This window comes from Roseburia sp. AF20-18LB, assembly GCF_003461185.1.
Classification (GTDB): Bacteria; Bacillota; Clostridia; order Lachnospirales; family Lachnospiraceae; genus Roseburia_C; species Roseburia_C amylophila.
Window position 1 is genome coordinate 12,270 of sequence record NZ_QTWP01000003.1, and the last position, 16,817, is coordinate 29,086.

The 16,817-nt window shown below is 42.0% G+C and carries 14 protein-coding genes; all 14 read right to left on the bottom strand.

Annotated elements, in window-relative coordinates; all coding sequences use genetic code 11:
• Positions 1 to 32: 32 nt before the first annotated feature.
• Positions 33 to 1,250: a stage III sporulation protein AE gene (locus DWX65_RS07165; RefSeq protein ID WP_118173164.1), complete on the bottom strand. Its 1,218-nt coding sequence runs from the start codon at positions 1,248 to 1,250 to the stop codon at positions 33 to 35.
• Positions 1,247 to 1,630, bottom strand: a complete 384-nt coding sequence (locus DWX65_RS07170) for a SpoIIIAC/SpoIIIAD family protein (protein ID WP_117947070.1) — start codon at positions 1,628 to 1,630, stop codon at positions 1,247 to 1,249. The genes DWX65_RS07165 and DWX65_RS07170 overlap by 4 nt, the downstream gene beginning before the upstream one ends.
• Positions 1,631 to 1,639: 9 nt before the next feature.
• The gene (gene spoIIIAC / locus DWX65_RS07175) at positions 1,640 to 1,834 is read right to left on the bottom strand and encodes a stage III sporulation protein AC (RefSeq protein ID WP_022243260.1); all 195 of its coding nucleotides are present in this window, start codon (positions 1,832 to 1,834) and stop codon (positions 1,640 to 1,642) included.
• 11 nt (positions 1,835 to 1,845) lie between these two features.
• A complete protein-coding gene (locus DWX65_RS07180) occupies positions 1,846 to 2,364 on the bottom strand; it encodes a stage III sporulation protein AB (RefSeq protein ID WP_199535039.1) in 519 nt (172 codons plus the stop codon).
• A complete protein-coding gene (gene spoIIIAA / locus DWX65_RS07185) occupies positions 2,352 to 3,299 on the bottom strand; it encodes a stage III sporulation protein AA (protein ID WP_117841149.1) in 948 nt (315 codons plus the stop codon). Before spoIIIAA ends, DWX65_RS07180 begins: the two co-directional genes overlap by 13 nt.
• Positions 3,300 to 3,816: 517 nt before the next feature.
• Complete coding sequence (gene rpsU, locus DWX65_RS07190) at positions 3,817 to 3,993, bottom strand: 30S ribosomal protein S21 (protein WP_021737899.1); 177 nt, start codon at positions 3,991 to 3,993, stop codon at positions 3,817 to 3,819.
• Between the two features lie 160 nt (positions 3,994 to 4,153).
• Positions 4,154 to 6,817 (bottom strand): alanine--tRNA ligase, encoded by a 2,664-nt coding sequence (gene alaS, locus DWX65_RS07195; protein WP_330414776.1) that lies wholly within the window; start codon positions 6,815 to 6,817, stop codon positions 4,154 to 4,156.
• A gap of 18 nt (positions 6,818 to 6,835) precedes the next feature.
• Positions 6,836 to 7,000, bottom strand: a complete 165-nt coding sequence (locus DWX65_RS07200; RefSeq protein ID WP_117698712.1) for a vanadium nitrogenase — start codon at positions 6,998 to 7,000, stop codon at positions 6,836 to 6,838.
• A 128-nt stretch (positions 7,001 to 7,128) separates the two neighbouring features.
• Positions 7,129 to 7,887 (bottom strand): MBL fold metallo-hydrolase, encoded by a 759-nt coding sequence (locus DWX65_RS07205; protein ID WP_118057384.1) that lies wholly within the window; start codon positions 7,885 to 7,887, stop codon positions 7,129 to 7,131.
• A gap of 10 nt (positions 7,888 to 7,897) precedes the next feature.
• Positions 7,898 to 9,202 (bottom strand): amidohydrolase, encoded by a 1,305-nt coding sequence (locus DWX65_RS07210; protein WP_022243266.1) that lies wholly within the window; start codon positions 9,200 to 9,202, stop codon positions 7,898 to 7,900.
• Between the two features lie 91 nt (positions 9,203 to 9,293).
• Positions 9,294 to 10,130, bottom strand: a complete 837-nt coding sequence (locus tag DWX65_RS07215) for a purine-nucleoside phosphorylase (RefSeq protein WP_022243267.1) — start codon at positions 10,128 to 10,130, stop codon at positions 9,294 to 9,296.
• Between the two features lie 38 nt (positions 10,131 to 10,168).
• Complete coding sequence (locus tag DWX65_RS07220) at positions 10,169 to 14,689, bottom strand: PolC-type DNA polymerase III (RefSeq protein WP_118057387.1); 4,521 nt, start codon at positions 14,687 to 14,689, stop codon at positions 10,169 to 10,171.
• Positions 14,690 to 14,697: 8 nt separating this feature from the next.
• On the bottom strand, positions 14,698 to 15,756 hold the full coding sequence (ispG, locus tag DWX65_RS07225) for a flavodoxin-dependent (E)-4-hydroxy-3-methylbut-2-enyl-diphosphate synthase (protein WP_118057388.1): 1,059 nt from the start codon (positions 15,754 to 15,756) through the stop codon (positions 14,698 to 14,700).
• 28 nt (positions 15,757 to 15,784) lie between these two features.
• Positions 15,785 to 16,816, bottom strand: a complete 1,032-nt coding sequence (rseP, locus tag DWX65_RS07230) for an RIP metalloprotease RseP (RefSeq protein ID WP_022243270.1) — start codon at positions 16,814 to 16,816, stop codon at positions 15,785 to 15,787.
• Position 16,817 lies beyond the last annotated feature (1 nt).

Here is a 16,817-nt window from a genome sequence, read left to right on the forward strand (position 1 = left end):
CCCTCTTCCCCTTCTTATTTCTCTTCTTTCCTTCATCCCATAAGGAATCCGGATACCGCAGTAATCATGGCAATCGTCACAAGAAAAAGAACCAGCGAAGTAAGTAAAATCCTTGTAAGCAGCTGGCAGCCCAGACAAATGCCGTTCATGCTTCCTGCGATCCTCTTATCCGATACCGGTTCGGTTACTGCCGCTGTCACTTTATACATAAGACTCAGCAAAAACATTTTGCATAGTGGAAACATCACCAGCAAAAGTAAAATCAATACCCCTGCTGTTCCAACACTGTTCTTAATGACCATACCCGCTCCAAGCATCAGTTCACTGACTGCTCCTGTTATATTTCCCATTCCCGGTATCATTCCAAGTGTCTTTGTAACGGTACTCATTTTCAAGCGGTCAATGGCCGGAACCACCATGGTCTGTACCACATTCAGACCAATGGTTGCTGCAATCGCACATTTTAAGCACCAGCGGATTATTTCTTCCATCAGTTCACACATTCTGCTAAAACGTTCCCCTTCTATCATATAATTCATAAATTCCATCATAATAAAGAGTTTCGTCATTGGCACCAGACAGGCAAGCATTCCCCACTGAACAATATAAACTACGATAAAAGCAATCTGATAAAATCCAGCCGCTGTAAAATTTGCCATGGAAAATGCCAGAGACATGCCAAATACTGGAATCAGCATATTCATAAAATCTACAATCTGATTCATTGCCGTTACCACAATATCACTCATCATCTGATAGGACTGCAGCAGCAGGACTGTCATCTCCATATAAATCAGGAAAAAGCAGACCTCCGATATATAAGTATTATGAAAAATATCAGAGAAATTTTTAAGAAATGCACAGCTGATTGCCAGTAAAAGAACGGTTACCAGTATTGCCTTATTATCCTGCAATTCTCCCCACAGAATCCTTCCCACTGCCTGCGTCAGCTTTTGTCCGTCACAGGAAAAGTTTCCGGTTGCCAGCTCTTTAATCAGTTCATAGAAACTAATCTCTTCTGTAGCATCCTGTTCCTTTAAATACTGCTCAATCTCTGATAAATCCAGCTGTTCCATAAAATCATCCGTATAATCCTTATCCGTCCCTGTCCCGCTGTTATCTGATGCTGCCGATACGGAGGATGCCTGTACAAGTCCTCCTGGCATGAGCCAGAACATGAAAAATATAATGAAACATCCTGCTGTTCTTACAGGCATCTTAAACGCATTTTTTAATGGTTGTTTCTTCATAAAAAAGCCCCTAACGTTTCAATAAATCCCATCAGCACCGGCATACTGATTAAAAGAATCGACAGCTTGGCAAAGATTTCAATTTGTCCGGCAATTGCCTGATACCCGGATTCTCTGCAGATATCTGTTGCAAATTCTGCTACATAAGTAATTCCAATCATTTTTAAAATCATGGCAAGATACCTTCCATCTACAGGAATCAGCTCCACCACACTATTGATGTAAGACAATACAAGCTCCAATTTTCCTATCAGAAAGATAAAGATGCAAATACATGCCACAATGCTGATTAAAATGCTGTATTCGCTTTTGTAATTTTTGATAAAAAGAGCAAGGAAAACCGCAGTGATTCCCAGTAATCCAACCTGAATAATATCCATATTTCTCCTCTACAACGAAAATAGTGACTTCATCGTTTCAAACAAATCATATATGTATGGAACAATCCAGAACAGCACAATCAAAAGTCCTGCCAGACTGGTTAAAAATGCATGTTCTTCCCGCCCACTGTGCTTTAGCACCTGGCTGATTACCGTCACCAAAATACCGACTGCCGCAATTTTAAATATCAGGTTTACGCTCATCTTCTCCTCCATTAAACCAGAATCAGCACCAGAAATATTCCTGCAGTAGCACACAGGTACATGCTGACTTTTATCCTCTCTCGCATCTCTGTCTGTTCCCTTTGAATCAAAATATTGATTCTCTCTATCAGTAGCTCTGCTTCTTTTTCAAATATTCCTCCGCTTCCCTGTTCCAAAAGCCTTCCGCACTCCAAAAACAGCTGTCCTTCCTCTTTCGTAAATATTTCCCGGTTCTCCCATGACTTCCATGCCTCCTTCCAACAGCTTTTCGGACTGCTGTTCTCATACTGCATCAGTTCCTTATGAACCTGCATAAAAAAGGACTGAAAGCCTTCCGGTGCATGATGCCCCAATTCTGCAATAATATCCGGCAGCGGCTTCTTTAAGCTCTGCATATCTCCCTGTATTTTCAGCATACATTCCCGCCAGTCTAAAAGCCCTTTATAATGCCGCTTTATCTGCTGCATCCTGTCATAACCAATCCCAACTGTTCCAAAAAGTATCAGCACAACTCCTATCAATCGGACCATATTTTTTCCCATGCTCCATCATAAATCATAAAATGTCTTCTTCCACCATCATCCTTTTTTAAGATGACATACCGCTCAAAAATCTGCTGTTCCACCCATTTTCTAAGCTGTTCCTTTTGTTGTAATTCCAACATATCTGCCGCATGAATTGTCCCAAGAATACTACATCCACAATGCAATACTTCATCCACTGCCTGAAAATCTTCCATAGAGCCAAGTTCATCCACTGCAATTACATCCGGCGACATGGAACGAAGAAGCATCCGCATTCCCACAGCCTTTTTACACCGGTCTATCACATCTGTACGTATGCCAAGATTATTCTGCGGTATTCCATGGCAGCAGGCTGCTATCTCAGAACGTTCATCTACCACCCCTACTTTAAAGTGTATTCTGCTTGTCTCATCTCCGGAAATCAGACGAATACTGTCCCGTAGCAGGGTTGTCTTTCCAATCCCAACGGAAGATACGAAAAGCGTATTTCTCACACTCTGTTCTGTTCTGATAAAGGGCAGAATTTCCTTTGCACATCCAATCTTCTGATGTGCAATTCTTATGTTCAATGATCCGACATAAGCAAGCTGTTCCACCTTTTCTCCCTCCATCCGGATCTGTCCGGTTACTCCTACCCGGTGTCCACCTTCTAAGGTCAGGAATCCACTCTTTAACTCTTCTTCATAGGCATAAATGGAATACCTGCTTAAAAAAGTCAGCATCGCAGAAATATCACTTTCCTTTATGTAATAACTTCCTTCCGCCTCCACACTTAATCTGCCACTTAGCTTATCTAAAAAATATTCCTTTCTCCCATCCCAGAGAATCATCGGCTGGTTTATACGGATGCGTATTTCTTCTGTCTCCTTTAATTTATCTTTATTTGCAAGCAGCATTTTCCGAAGCTCTGCTGGGAAAATCTGAAGTACCTGTTCTAACATTGTTTCCGGGGTCACTCCTTTCTTTCGGTCTATCAATATATTCTTTCTAGTCTACTTGCGTAACTACGAGAAACATGCGTAAAAAAGAATGTGCCTTGGCACATTCTCGCACCTGCGGCGGTCGCTTGCGACATCTACCTTATACGCCGCAGTGCGCATCCTCGCGGAGCATTTTTTACTTTATAGGAAAGCAATTTCCTGTAAAGTAAAAAAGTCGCAAGGATTTCTCCTCACGACTAATATATGACTTGTCTTATAAAATATGCTCTAAAATTTGTTTCCCGCCTACAAAACCTGCCACCGGCAGTTTCTTACGAATGCTTGGCAACCCATAAGCTTGGCAATAGAACAGAGAATGTGCCTTGGCACATTCTCGCGCCTGCGGCGGTCGCTTGCGACATCTACCTTATACGCCGCAGTGTGCATCCTCGCGGAGCGTTTTTTACTTTACAGGAAAGCAATTTCCTGTAAAGTAAAAAAGTGAAAGCTGCCACAAATGTGACAGCTTTCTATCTTATTAGTTGTACTTACGTTTTCTTGCAGCTTCCGATTTTTTCTTACGTTTAACACTTGGTTTCTCGTAATGCTCTCTTTTACGGATTTCCTGCTGGATACCAGCTTTCGCACAGTTTCTTTTGAATCTGCGTAAAGCGCTATCTAACGTCTCGTTTTCTTTTACGATTACATTTGACATTGTCTCACACCTAACCTCCCTCCAGTTGCGTATTGTGCATATTCAACTGTTTGGGTAATTTTATTGCACTACCAAAGATTATAGCATAATTTTCCCGTACGTCAACCGTTTTTTTGCTGTTTTTCCAATTTTCCGGAAAATATTTTTAATTCAGTATATTTTATGCTAACTGCTGTGCAAGAACAGTCTTTGCTTCTGTCAAAGCATCTTTGATGCCAGCCGGATTCTTACCACCGGCCTGAGCCATATTTGGACGGCCACCGCCGCCTCCGCCAACCTTCGCAGCAATTCCCTTGATGAGGTTACCGGCATGTGCACCCTTGCCCATTGCTTCCTCAGTTGCCATTGCAACAAGATTTACTTTGCCATCACAATCAGAGGCTAATACGATAACGCCTTCGCCAAGCTTCTCTTTGAGCTGGTCTCCTAAGTCTCTTAAACCATTCATATCTACACCGGAAACGCTGGTTGCTAAAAGTTTCACACCAGCTACTTCCTCCACCTGATTCATAACATCACCTAATGCATCCTTTGCCGCTTTGCTCTTTAAGGATTCATTTTCAGACTGTAATGCTTTTACTTCGCCTAATACATGATTTACACGCTCAACAAGATTTGCAGGTGTCGCTTTTAATAATTTTGCAGCCTCTTTTAAGGTTTCTTCTAACTGGTCATAATATTCAAATACACCTTTGGATGTCAGGGCTTCAATTCTTCTGACTCCAGCCTGGATTCCAGCCTCGGAAATAATCTTAAATGCCTGGACTGCACTTGTATTGCTTACATGGGTACCACCGCAAAGCTCGGTAGAAAAATCTCCCATTTTTACAACACGGACGTTATCACCGTATTTCTCACCAAATAATGCCATTGCACCGGTCTTCTTTGCATCCTCTAAAGACATTACTTCTGTTATAACAGGAAGTGCTTCTGCAATTTTCTGGTTTACAATGTCTTCCACTTCGGTAATCTCATCTGCTGTCATTGCTGAGAAATGTGTAAAGTCAAATCTTAATCTGTGCTCGTCTACATAAGAACCGGACTGCTGTACATGGGTACCAAGTACTTCTCTTAAGGCTTCCTGAAGAAGATGTGTTGCACTGTGGTTCTTTCCGATGGCAAGTCTTCTGTCTGCATCAATGGAAAGTTCTACTTCATCACCGGTCTTAATCATTCCCTTGGTAACTTTACCAATATGTCCGACTTTGCCGCCAAGCATCTTTACGGTATCTTCTACTTCAAAGACAAAGCTTCCGTCCTTGCTGCTGATAACACCGGTATCTGCTACCTGTCCACCCATGGTTGCATAGAATGGAGTCTTCTCTACGAAAATAGTTCCAATCTCACCATCGGATAAAGCTTCTGTGATTTCAGTCTCGGTAGTCATTACTGTAATCTTGGAAGTATAAGTATTGTTCTCATATCCGACAAATTCAGTTGTAATACTTGGGTCGATGGATTCATATACGGTAACATCTGCACCCATGTAGTTGGTTACTTTTCTTGCTTTTCTTGCTTTCTCTCTCTGCTCTTCCATTGCAGCCTTAAATCCGGCTTCATCAATGGTAAATCCTTTTTCTTCTAAGATTTCCTGGGTCAGGTCAAGAGGGAATCCGTAAGTATCATAAAGCTTGAAAGCATCCGCTCCGGATAATTCTTTCTTTCCTTCTTTTTCCAGCTTGTCCTGCATCTCTGCTAAGATAGCAAGTCCCTGATCAATTGTTTTATTGAATTTTTCTTCTTCCTGGGATAATACCTTGAAGATGAAATCTTTCTTCTCCTCTAATTCCGGATAACCATCCTTGCTCTCACGAATAACAGTATCACTGAGTTTTGCCAGAAACAGTCCATCAATTCCAAGTAATCTGCCATGTCTTGCAGCACGACGAATCAGTCTTCTTAAAACATAACCTCTTCCTTCGTTACTTGGCATAATTCCGTCGGATACCATAAAGGTTACAGAGCGGATATGGTCTGTAATCAGACGGATAGAAACGTCATCTAATGCATCCTGCTGATAAGTCTTTCCTGATAATTCACAAATCTTATCACGGATTGCTTTCATAGTATCAATATCAAATACGGAGTCTACATCCTGCATAACAACTGCCAGACGCTCTAATCCCATTCCGGTATCAATATTTTTCTGGGAAAGCTCGGTATAACCACCTTTGCCATCTCCTTCAAACTGTGTAAATACGTTGTTCCATACTTCCATGAAACGGTCACACTCACATCCTACTTTACAGTCAGGACTTCCACAGCCATATTTTTCTCCACGGTCATAATAGATTTCAGAACATGGTCCGCAAGGTCCTGCACCATGCTCCCAGAAGTTATCACATTCTCCGGTTTCCGGGTCACGATAGAATCTGGTAATTTTCTCTGCCGGAACACCGACTTCTTTGGTCCAGATTTCAAATGCTTCTTCGTCTTCTCCATAAATAGACGGATACAGGCGCTCCGGGTCAAGCTCTAACACTTTTGTCAGGAATTCCCATGACCATGCAATTGCTTCATGTTTGAAATAATCACCAAAAGAGAAGTTTCCAAGCATCTCAAAGAAAGTAAGATGTCTTGCTGTCTTACCTACATTTTCAATATCTCCGGTACGAATACATTTCTGACAGGTTGTCACTCTTCTTCTCGGCGGAATCTCCTGTCCTGTAAAATATGGCTTTAATGGAGCCATACCAGCATTGATAAGCAGAAGACTGTTATCATTATGTGGTACTAAAGAAAAGCTCTTCATTGCCAGATGTCCTTTGCTCTCAAAGAATTCAAGATACATTCTTCTTAAGTCATTTACTCCGTATTTCTTCACAATAATTCCTCCAAAAAACTATTTTTCTTCCTTTTTATCTTCATGTAATGCCAGTTCCTTTGCATCTTTCCGTTTCCGCAGTGCAATACCTGTGAATACACCGAGAACTGCAATTGCAACCAGAATCACAAAAATAACTACATACTGTAAAAAACTGCCTCCAAATGCGAGAAAATTATCCATACATTCTTCCTCCTGTTTTTAACTACGGGAACCACTTTTTACCGATTTCCCGTGTAACGAAATAGTTTCCTTCCCCTAAGCAGGAAACGTATTAAGTATAGACCAATTAATGGCATAATTCAAGAATTTCATTTGAGATTGTCCATATCAAATACCTGATTTTCTTTTTCGATATCCATAATTCGGTCCGTATACAAATGATTATCACATTTTTGCTTGTATTTTTCAATGGCAGAATAATCCTGCCACATATGCATCGGGAATACATAATCAGCTTCCACATTTTTCATAAAATAAGCCAAACCAAGGTCAGTATACACACCAAGTCTCGGGTCTAAAACCACAAATGCCACATTGATATGCTCACCTTCTAACTTGCGTATCTGGTGTCTATAGTCCCGCTCCATCTTGCCATTAATCAGCTCTCCCACATGCTCCATCTTCCAGTTATGAAGGTCTCCTGCATGATAAATGGTCTTGCCACAGGTCTTTACCAGAAACGCCACACCGGCATCCGTGGAACGAAGGGTTTTTACCTTCACTTTTCCGATTTCATATTTCTTATCCGGAATGACATATTCGATACATTTCTTTGCCCGCTCCGGAATACCGTGTTTTTTCATAAAATTCGGACTCATTTTTGTATCTTTTGACAAAATAAAATGAATGTCTTCATAATCCTCTGCCAGTTTTAAAATATTCATATCAAAGTGGTCCTGATGCTTATGGCTTGCAAAGAAATAAATGGATTTGTCTTTGTCAAATACCGGAAGCACTCCGGTAAAAGTATAACCGGTTACACGGTTTCCTTCAAAATAATCAAATATCAAAACCACATCTTCCATTTCCACCACAAAACAGCTATGATGTACAAATATTACTTTCATATCGTTCCTCTCATTTCATTCTGCCAATAATTTCATTTGCTTTCCGGTATATTTCTTCCGGTTCAAATCCAATCTGAAATGTGTTATCTTCATAAAGAATTTGTCCATTTACCATAGTAAGCTTTACATTCTGTTTGCTTCCGCTGTATACAATATTCCTGACGAGATTATTTTCCGGCTGCATATTCGGCTGTTTTAAATCAAGCATGATTAAATCTGCTTTCTTTCCCTCTGCCAGACTATCGCATTCATTTAATCCCATGGCAGCAGCTCCTCCTGTCGTTGCCATATAAAGTACTTCTTCTGCACCAACACAGGCTGCATCCTTTTCTCTGACCTTTGCCAGACCGGTAGTTAAAAACATTTCCCGGAACATATCAAGGCAGTTATTACTTGCCGGACCATCTGTTCCGATAGCAAGATTAATTCCTTCTTTTATAAAGCGGTCAATCGGTGCGATTCCGCTTGCCAGCTTCAGATTCGATGCAGGATTCGTTACTGCCGTAAGATTTCTCTTTCGAAAAATTTCAAAATCCTCATCTTCAAAATATACACAGTGATAACCACCGCCGCCATATTGAAACATTCCAAGCTCTTCCATCAGCCGGGTCGGTGTCATTCCATAACGCTCCTTACACTGTTCTACTTCAAGTGCAGTCTCGGAATTATGGAAATATACCGGTGCATGCAGCTTTTCGGATAATGCTGCCACCTGTTTTAAGTGCTCTTTTGAGGTGGTATATTCCGCATGAAATCCCGGCACATAACCGGTTAAGTCACTCATTTCATTGACTTTATGATAAATTTCTTCCATCTCTTCAATGGAGCTTGTAAAATCATTGAAGCTGCTGACCTGCATGGTCCGGAATCCACAGTCTATGGAAGCCTTTGCAATTGTCTCCGGAAAGAAATACATATCAAAATTTGAAGTGATGCCACTGGTCAGATATTCCATGATGCCTAGTATGCTGAGCCAGTATATATCATCTGCCGTAAGCAGTGCCTCTTTTGGAAATACCTGCTTTGTCAGCCAGTCCTGTAATGGCAGGTCATCCGCATAGGAACGTAAAAATGTCATGGCCGTATGGGTATGGGCATTTTTAAATCCCGGCAGCAGCAGGTTTTTCTCTGCGTCAATTTCCCTGTCCCAAAGAATCATTCCTGCCGGCTCTTTTTCAAAAACACGTTCCGTATCAAGGCCATCCCCGATATAGATAATCTCATCCTTCTTTACCCACAATTCCCCGGTTATCACCTGAAAAGAATGTCCCTCTGACGGCGCTAAGATTCTGGCATTGTAAAAACGTATATTCATACGCAATCCCCTCCTTATCTTCTACCTTCTCCTGATAGATATCTGCCTTTTATATTTAATTTCTATAGCTGCTTCCCCCTATATCATTTTCTTACAGAAATGTTTTCATACCGGTAATAGAATCGGTCACCAGCTTTTTAAACAATGGTGCAACACGATCTGCTGTCTCCTGAACTTCACGGTGTGTCAGTGAAAATGGTGAAATTCCTGCCGCGAGATTTGAAATACAGGAAATACCGCAGATTTTCATCCCCATATGATTTGCTGCAATGGCTTCACAGGCTGTACTCATGCCTACCGCATCTGCCCCCAGTACACGGCACATGGAAATCTCCTGTGGTGTCTCAAAATTCGGTCCTGATAACTGCAGGTAAGTGCCTTCCCGAAGCGGAATATCTGCTTCAATGGCAGCTTTTCGGATTATTTTCTGTAAATCCTCATCATAGATATGGCTCATATCCGGGAACCTTTCCCCCAGTTCATCGATATTTGCCCCGATTAAAGGAGATGGTACAAAGCAGCCAATCTGCCCGGTAATCATCATCAGATCTCCGGCTTTCATTCCCTGCTGTATTCCCCCTGCAGCATTGGTAAGAAAGAGTACCTTTGCGCCCATCATTTTCATTAATCTTGTTGGCAGCACAACATCCTGCATGGAATAACCTTCGTAATAATGCACACGTCCCTGCATACATACTACCGGCACATCCCCTACATAACCGAATACGAAGCGCCCCTTATGCCCCGGTACCGTTGATACCGGAAACCCTTCGATATCGTGATAATCAAGCACTGCTTCCACCTTCATATTCGTGTCAGCATAATCTCCTAATCCGGAGCCTAAAATCAATGCTGCCTGTGGTTTAAAATCAATCTTATCTTCAAAACATGCATAACATTTTAAAAGCTTTTCATATACTTCGTTCATGCTCCTCACTCCTTTTAACAATTATACCTTCCTATGTATTAAAAATCAAATAAAGAAAGCTGGTTCGATTCCGGCAAGTCCCCGAATAATCCAAGGTCTCCCATCAGATCAATTACGGTCTTACTAACTTTGGTCCGCTGTCTGAAATCATCCTTGGATAGAAATGGACCATCCTTGGCAGCCTCTACCACTGCCTCTGCCGCCTTCTCGCCAAGACCATCTATCGTACTTAAGGCAGGCATCAGTCTGCCATCAATAATCTGGAAACGGGATGCCTGGGCTTTATATAAATCAATGGTCCAGAACTCATAGCCTCTTGCATACATTTCCTGCACAATACGCATATCCTTATAGGTATCCTGCTCCTTCTTCGATAGTGAATCCTTTCGTTTCTCATAATCACGCATGAAGTAATTCAGCTTATCCTTTCCCTGACACATAAGCTCATAACTGAATCCGGTTGCACGGATGGAAAAGTATGCTGCATAATATGCCAGCGGATAAAACACCTTGCAGTAAGCAATACGCCATGCCATCATAACGTATGCCGCCGCATGGGCTTTCGGGAACATATACTTAATCTTCTTACAGGACCAGATATACCAGTCCGGTACGCCGTGGGCAGTCATTTCTTCCTCCCACTCTGGTTTTAAGCCCTTTCCCTTACGGACAGACTCCATAATGGTAAAGGATTCCTCACTGTCAAGTCCCATACTGATAAGATAAATCATAATATCATCACGGGTACAGATTGCCGTAGAAATGGTTGCTTTTCCCTCTTCAATCAATGTCTGGGCATTTCCTAACCATACATCCGTACCGTGTGAAAGACCTGCAATTCGAATCAGATGGGAAAAGGACTGCGGATCTGCGTCAATTAACATCTGCATCGCAAAGTCTGTTCCAAACTCTGGAATTCCAAGTGCTCCAAGTGTACAGTTTGTCAACATATCCGGTGTAATACTCAGTGCACTGGTATTCTTAAATAAGGACATGACGGACTTATCATCCAACGGAATCTTCTGTGCATCAATTCCGGTTAAGTCCTCAAGCATACGGATCATGGTCGGATCGTCGTGTCCGAGAATATCAAGCTTTAATAAGTTGTGATCAATGGAATGGTACTCAAAATGAGTCGTAATAATATCGGTTGTCATATCGTTGGCAGGATGCTGAATCGGTGTAAAGGAATAAATCTCTTCCCCCACCGGCAATACTACGATACCTCCCGGATGCTGTCCGGTGGTCCGGTGGATTCCCACGCAGCCCTGCACAATCCGGTCTATCTCACAATTTCTCTTATGCACACCATGCTCTTCATAATAATTCTTTACATAACCGAATGCGGTTTTATCTGCCAGCGTACCAATGGTTCCGGCACGGAAGGTCTGTCCCGCGCCGAAAATTACTTCTGTATATTTATGGGATTTACTCTGGTAATCACCGGAGAAGTTAAGATCAATATCCGGCTCTTTATTCCCCTTAAATCCAAGGAATGTTTCAAACGGAATATCAAAACCGGCTTTCACTAACGGCTTGCCACAGTTCGGACACCGCTTATCCGGCATGTCACAACCGGACTGTCCGCCATATTTCTTTACTTCCGGCGAATCAAAATCACTGTAATGACAGTGGGCACAGTAATAATGCGGTGCCAGCGGATTTACCTCCGTGATTCCGGACATGGTTGCCGCAAAAGAAGAACCTACGGATCCACGGGAACCTACCAGATAACCATCCTCATTTGATTTCCAAACCAGCTTCTGGGCAATGATATACATTACCGCATAACCGTTTCCGATAATGGATTTTAACTCCCGCTCCAACCGCTCCGATACGATTTCCGGCAAATCCTCTCCATACATCTCATGTGCCTTGTTATAGCAGATATCACGCAGCATCTGATCGGAATTTTCAATTACCGGCGGACACTTATCCGGGCGAACCGGAGAAATGCGCTCGCACATATCTGCGATCTTATTGGTATTATCGATAACAACTTCTTTCGCTTTCTCACTGCCTAAATAGCTGAATTCCTCCAACATTTCTTCTGTGGTACGAAGATATAGTGGAGCCTGCTCATCGGCATCCTTAAAGCCTTTACCAGCCAGAATAATCCGGCGGTATACCTCATCCTCCGGGTCCATAAAATGCACATCACAGGTTGCCACAACCGGCTTATGGAATTCTTCTCCTAATTTTACAATCCGGCGGTTAATGTCCTTTAATTCATCCATGGTGGAAATCGGTGCTTTTTCATCTTTTATCATAAATGCATTATTTCCAAGAGGCTGGATTTCAAGGTAATCATAAAACTTCACCAGACGGATAATCTCTTCCTGCGGCCGTCCCTGTAAAATTGCCTGATAAAGTTCTCCCGCCTCACAGGCAGAACCAATCAGTAAGCCTTCCTTGTGTTTTAAGTATTCGCTCTTTGGAATTCTCGCCCTCTGATGGAAATAATCAAGGTGGGATAAGGATATCAGCTTATAGAGATTCACACGTCCCAGATCATTCGTTGCAAGAATAATAGCATGATGGGTCGGCATCTTCATAACGGTCTCTTTACTGACATGTCCCTCGGCATTTAATTCATCCAGTGTATTGATGCCACGGTCAGCAAGCATTTTTACAAACTTTTCGAAAATTTCAGCGGTACATGCCGCATCATCTACCGCACGGTGATGATTCTCCAGCGAAATATTTAATGCCCTTGCTACGGTATCCAGCTTAAAACGGTTCAGGTTCGGCAGCAGCATTCGTGCCATGGCAACGGTATCTGCAATGGTAAAATCATAAGGAATGCTTAAACGGTCACAGTTATATTTGATAAAGCTCATATCAAAATCAGCATTGTGTGCTACCATAACAGCACCATCACAGAAGGCTAAGAACTCCGGCATAACTTCCGCAATCACCGGTGCCGTAATTACCATATCATCTTTGATTCCGGTCAGATTTTCAATGTGGAACGGAATCGGCACTTCCGGATTAACAAAAGTGGAAAAACGCTCGGTTATATTCCCCTTTTCTACTTTTACCGCACCAATTTCAATAATTTTATTTACCAGCGGTGAAAATCCGGTGGTCTCTATATCGAATACCACATAGGTATCCTGCAGAGACTGATTCTTTGAATTTTCTACAATGTCCTTCAAGTCATCCACAAGATAAGCTTCCACACCATAGATAATCTTAAAGTCCGGGTCATCCGGCAGTGCATGGTTTGCAATCGGGAATGCCTGGACATTTCCATGATCGGTAATCGCCAGTGCCTTATGTCCCCACTTATATGCCCTTTTTACCAGATCTCCTACATCAGTAACACCATCCATGTCACTCATCTTGGTATGGCAATGAAGCTCTACTCTCTTTAACGGGCTGTTGTCCATTCTTATTGTAGTAAAATCAGGGATTTTCTTAATTCCGACAATGGAGCCGATGGTCAGTTCACTGTCAAATTTATCAATGGTCGTTACACCCTTAATTTTAAGAAATGCTCCCTTTTTCAAATCTCCCATCAGTTCCGGTAGATTCTCATTTTTTGTAAAGATTTTAAGCACAATGGAATCCGTAAAATCCGTTACTGACATAATGATAATTGTCTTTTCACCACGGATTTCTCTTGTATCTAATGTCATTATCTGTCCACGGATGACAACTTCTCCCATTTCACCTACGATGGTCTCAATCGGAATTGCATCCTCTTCAAAATCACGGCCATAAATAACATCCGGATTGTCTGATTTTTTAACAAAATCTCTTCTCTGGAAGGAAGATTTTCCCTTGAAATCCTTTCCGCCGGAAAAGTTATTCTTTCCAGCAGCAGGTGCTGCTCCTGCACCTTCTGTGCCGGTAGTCTGTTTTTTCTCCGGGGCAGCAGGTGTTTTTTCCTTTTCTGACGCTCTAGCATCCGGCTGTGCGTTTGCTTCATTGGCAGCAGGCTGTTCCATGCCATCCGCATTCTGCGTTCTTGCAGCAGCGGTTCGTGCCACGATATGGGCAACCTCTGTTTCAATCTGGCTGTCTGCGCTCTTTAAATAATCATTTTCTGCCGGCTTCTCATACTGTGGCTCAATCATTAATTTTAATCCACAACGTTCGCAGATGATTTTTTCTAAGATATCAATCAGTTCATTGCTCCGCTCTGTGGCAACAATGGTATCCTCTAAGGTAAGAATCATATGGTCTTCCCGGTCAAATTCCATTTTGCTGCAGCGCATCAGATTATAGAGCAGTACGCTGTAATTGCGAATCTCTTCTAAAATACTCTCCCGGTATACCGCCATCAGTTTTTCCGGTGTATACTGGCTGGATAAATTAAATTTTTCTATGATTTTAACAGCTATCTCCTTGTGCGGAAATAGCTGTTGTCTGATTTCTTGTTCAATATGATAGATTTCCGGTTTGGGAATTAGCCTTGTACTCTCTAAATAAATCCGCAGTGCATTCTGTGCGGAATTCGATGCCACTTTTGTAATCTCTGTTTCTTTCAAAAGTGCACTCATCTCTCCGGTAATCTTTAATGTCGGAAAAACTTCAAAAAACAGTTTTGCCATAATTTTTCCTACTCCTTATTCCAGTTCAAAAGTTCCTTTCTTAATTCACTTAAGAGCTGATTCTCCGGTACTTTACGGTCTATCTGACCATGCTTTATAATTAGTCCTTCTCCCACACCGCCGGCAATTCCGATATCGGCTTCCTTTGCTTCTCCCGGTCCGTTGACTACACAGCCCATAACAGCAACCTTGATGTCTAAAGGAATGTCCGCTACCATATTCTCTACCTGATTTGCCAGTTCGATTAAGTTGATTCTTGTTCTTCCACAGGTCGGACAGGATACTACCTCAATGCCACCCTTGCGGAGTCCCAAGGTTCTTAAAATCAGTTTTGCTGATTTAATTTCTTCTAACGGATCTCCGGTTAATGAAACACGAATGGTATCTCCGATTCCCTGATTTAAAATCAGTCCCAGTCCAATAGAGGATTTAATATTTCCACTGATAATCGTTCCTGCCTCTGTAATTCCCACATGCAGTGGATGATTGGTTTGCTCAGCAATCAGTTCATGGGCTTTTACACACATCATAACATCTGAAGATTTGATACTGATCACGAGATTGTCATATCCCATATCTTCAATAAGATGCACTTTATCCAAAGCACTTTCTACAATGCCTTCTGCGGTAACACCATGATATTTTTCTACTAAATCCTTTTCCAGTGAACCGCTGTTGACTCCCACACGGATTGGAATATTTCTTTCCTTTGCTACGTCTACCACAGCCTGCACACGCTCTTTGCTTCCGATGTTGCCCGGATTGATTCTGATTTTATCTGCTCCATGCTCCATGGCAGCAATAGCCAGCCGGTAATCAAAATGAATATCTGCAACCAGTGGTATTGCTATCTGCTTCTTAATCTCAGTCAATGCTTCTGCGGCTTCCATTGTCGGCACCGCACAGCGGATGATATCACAGCCTGCCGCTGCCAGACGGTTAATCTGCTCTACGGTTGCTTTTACATCCTCTGTCTTTGTATTGGTCATTGACTGTATCAGGATTGGATTTTTTCCACCGATGATACGGTCTCCTATTTTTACCACTTTCGTATCTTTTCGTTCCATGATTGCTTTTCCTCCTGTGCAGGATTATTTAAAATAATTTTCGAATATCATTAAACATAACAAGCACCATCAATGCCAGAAGCAGCATCAGTCCGACAAAATGAACCATGCCCTCTTTGTCCGGATCCACCCGTTTCTTTCTGACGGCTTCTATAATCAGAAATACCAGTCTTCCTCCGTCTAATGCCGGTAATGGAAGCAGGTTCATAATTCCAAGATTGGCAGTCAGCATTATGGAATAATTAATTAATGTCAATACCACCGATAGCGTTCCAGCTGACTTGCTCTCGTCATAAGTATCACCAATATTCTTTACAATACCTACCGGTCCCGAAAGTTCATTGACACTGACTCTTCCGGTCACTAACATCTTCAAGCTGTCCATGGTAACTTCTATCCAGTATTTCACTTCATATACGCTATATTTTATAGTCTCAAAAATATTACCCCGCTCACGCATGGTATTTCCATAGATTCCAAAGAGATTTCTTCCTGCTTCTTCATTATATTTCGGGCTGATGGTACAGGTATATTCCTCTCCATCTCTTTCATAGGTCACTTCCAGATTCTCATTGGAATGAAACAGCGTGTAAACACTTACTTCACGATAAATATGAATGTTCTTTCCATTGATTTCTTTAATGATATCTCCAGCCTGAAGTCCTGCTTCCTCTGCCGGATATCCTTCCATAACACCTTTTACCTCCGGCCGGTCAAATCCGGCTGTCCCGATAACAATCAGTGCCAGAAGGAATGCCAGAATAAAGTTAAAAACCGGTCCTGCCGCTACAACTGCTATTCTCGCCCATACGGACTTGCTGTTAAAGGAGCCTTCACTTTCCGACTCTCCGTCTTCGCCTTCCATCATACATGCTCCACCAAAAGGCAGCAGTTTTATGGAATATTTTGTCTCTCCCTTTGTAATTCCAAATAGCGTTGGTCCAAGTCCCAGGCAAAATTCATTTACTTTGATTTTATTTTTCTTTGCCAGCAAAAAATGTCCCAGTTCATGAAAAATAATAATAAAACTGAACATTAAGATTGCAATGATTATTTTCAAT

Coding starts and splice junctions, on each gene's coding strand:
- spoIIIAC (WP_022243260.1), bottom strand. CDS start 1,834: ATGAGCGTAAACCTGATATTTAAAATTGCGGCAGTCGGTATTTTGGTG.
- DWX65_RS07200 (WP_117698712.1), bottom strand. CDS start 7,000: ATGGATAATTTTCTCGCATTTGGAGGCAGTTTTTTACAGTATGTAGTT.
- DWX65_RS07170 (WP_117947070.1), bottom strand. CDS start 1,630: ATGGATATTATTCAGGTTGGATTACTGGGAATCACTGCGGTTTTCCTT.
- DWX65_RS07215 (WP_022243267.1), bottom strand. CDS start 10,130: ATGAACGAAGTATATGAAAAGCTTTTAAAATGTTATGCATGTTTTGAA.
- DWX65_RS07165 (WP_118173164.1), bottom strand. CDS start 1,250: ATGAAGAAACAACCATTAAAAAATGCGTTTAAGATGCCTGTAAGAACA.
- rpsU (WP_021737899.1), bottom strand. CDS start 3,993: ATGTCAAATGTAATCGTAAAAGAAAACGAGACGTTAGATAGCGCTTTA.
- DWX65_RS07220 (WP_118057387.1), bottom strand. CDS start 14,689: ATGGCAAAACTGTTTTTTGAAGTTTTTCCGACATTAAAGATTACCGGA.
- DWX65_RS07205 (WP_118057384.1), bottom strand. CDS start 7,887: ATGAAAGTAATATTTGTACATCATAGCTGTTTTGTGGTGGAAATGGAA.
- DWX65_RS07210 (WP_022243266.1), bottom strand. CDS start 9,202: ATGAATATACGTTTTTACAATGCCAGAATCTTAGCGCCGTCAGAGGGA.
- spoIIIAA (WP_117841149.1), bottom strand. CDS start 3,299: ATGTTAGAACAGGTACTTCAGATTTTCCCAGCAGAGCTTCGGAAAATG.
- ispG (WP_118057388.1), bottom strand. CDS start 15,756: ATGGAACGAAAAGATACGAAAGTGGTAAAAATAGGAGACCGTATCATC.
- DWX65_RS07180 (WP_199535039.1), bottom strand. CDS start 2,364: ATGGTCCGATTGATAGGAGTTGTGCTGATACTTTTTGGAACAGTTGGG.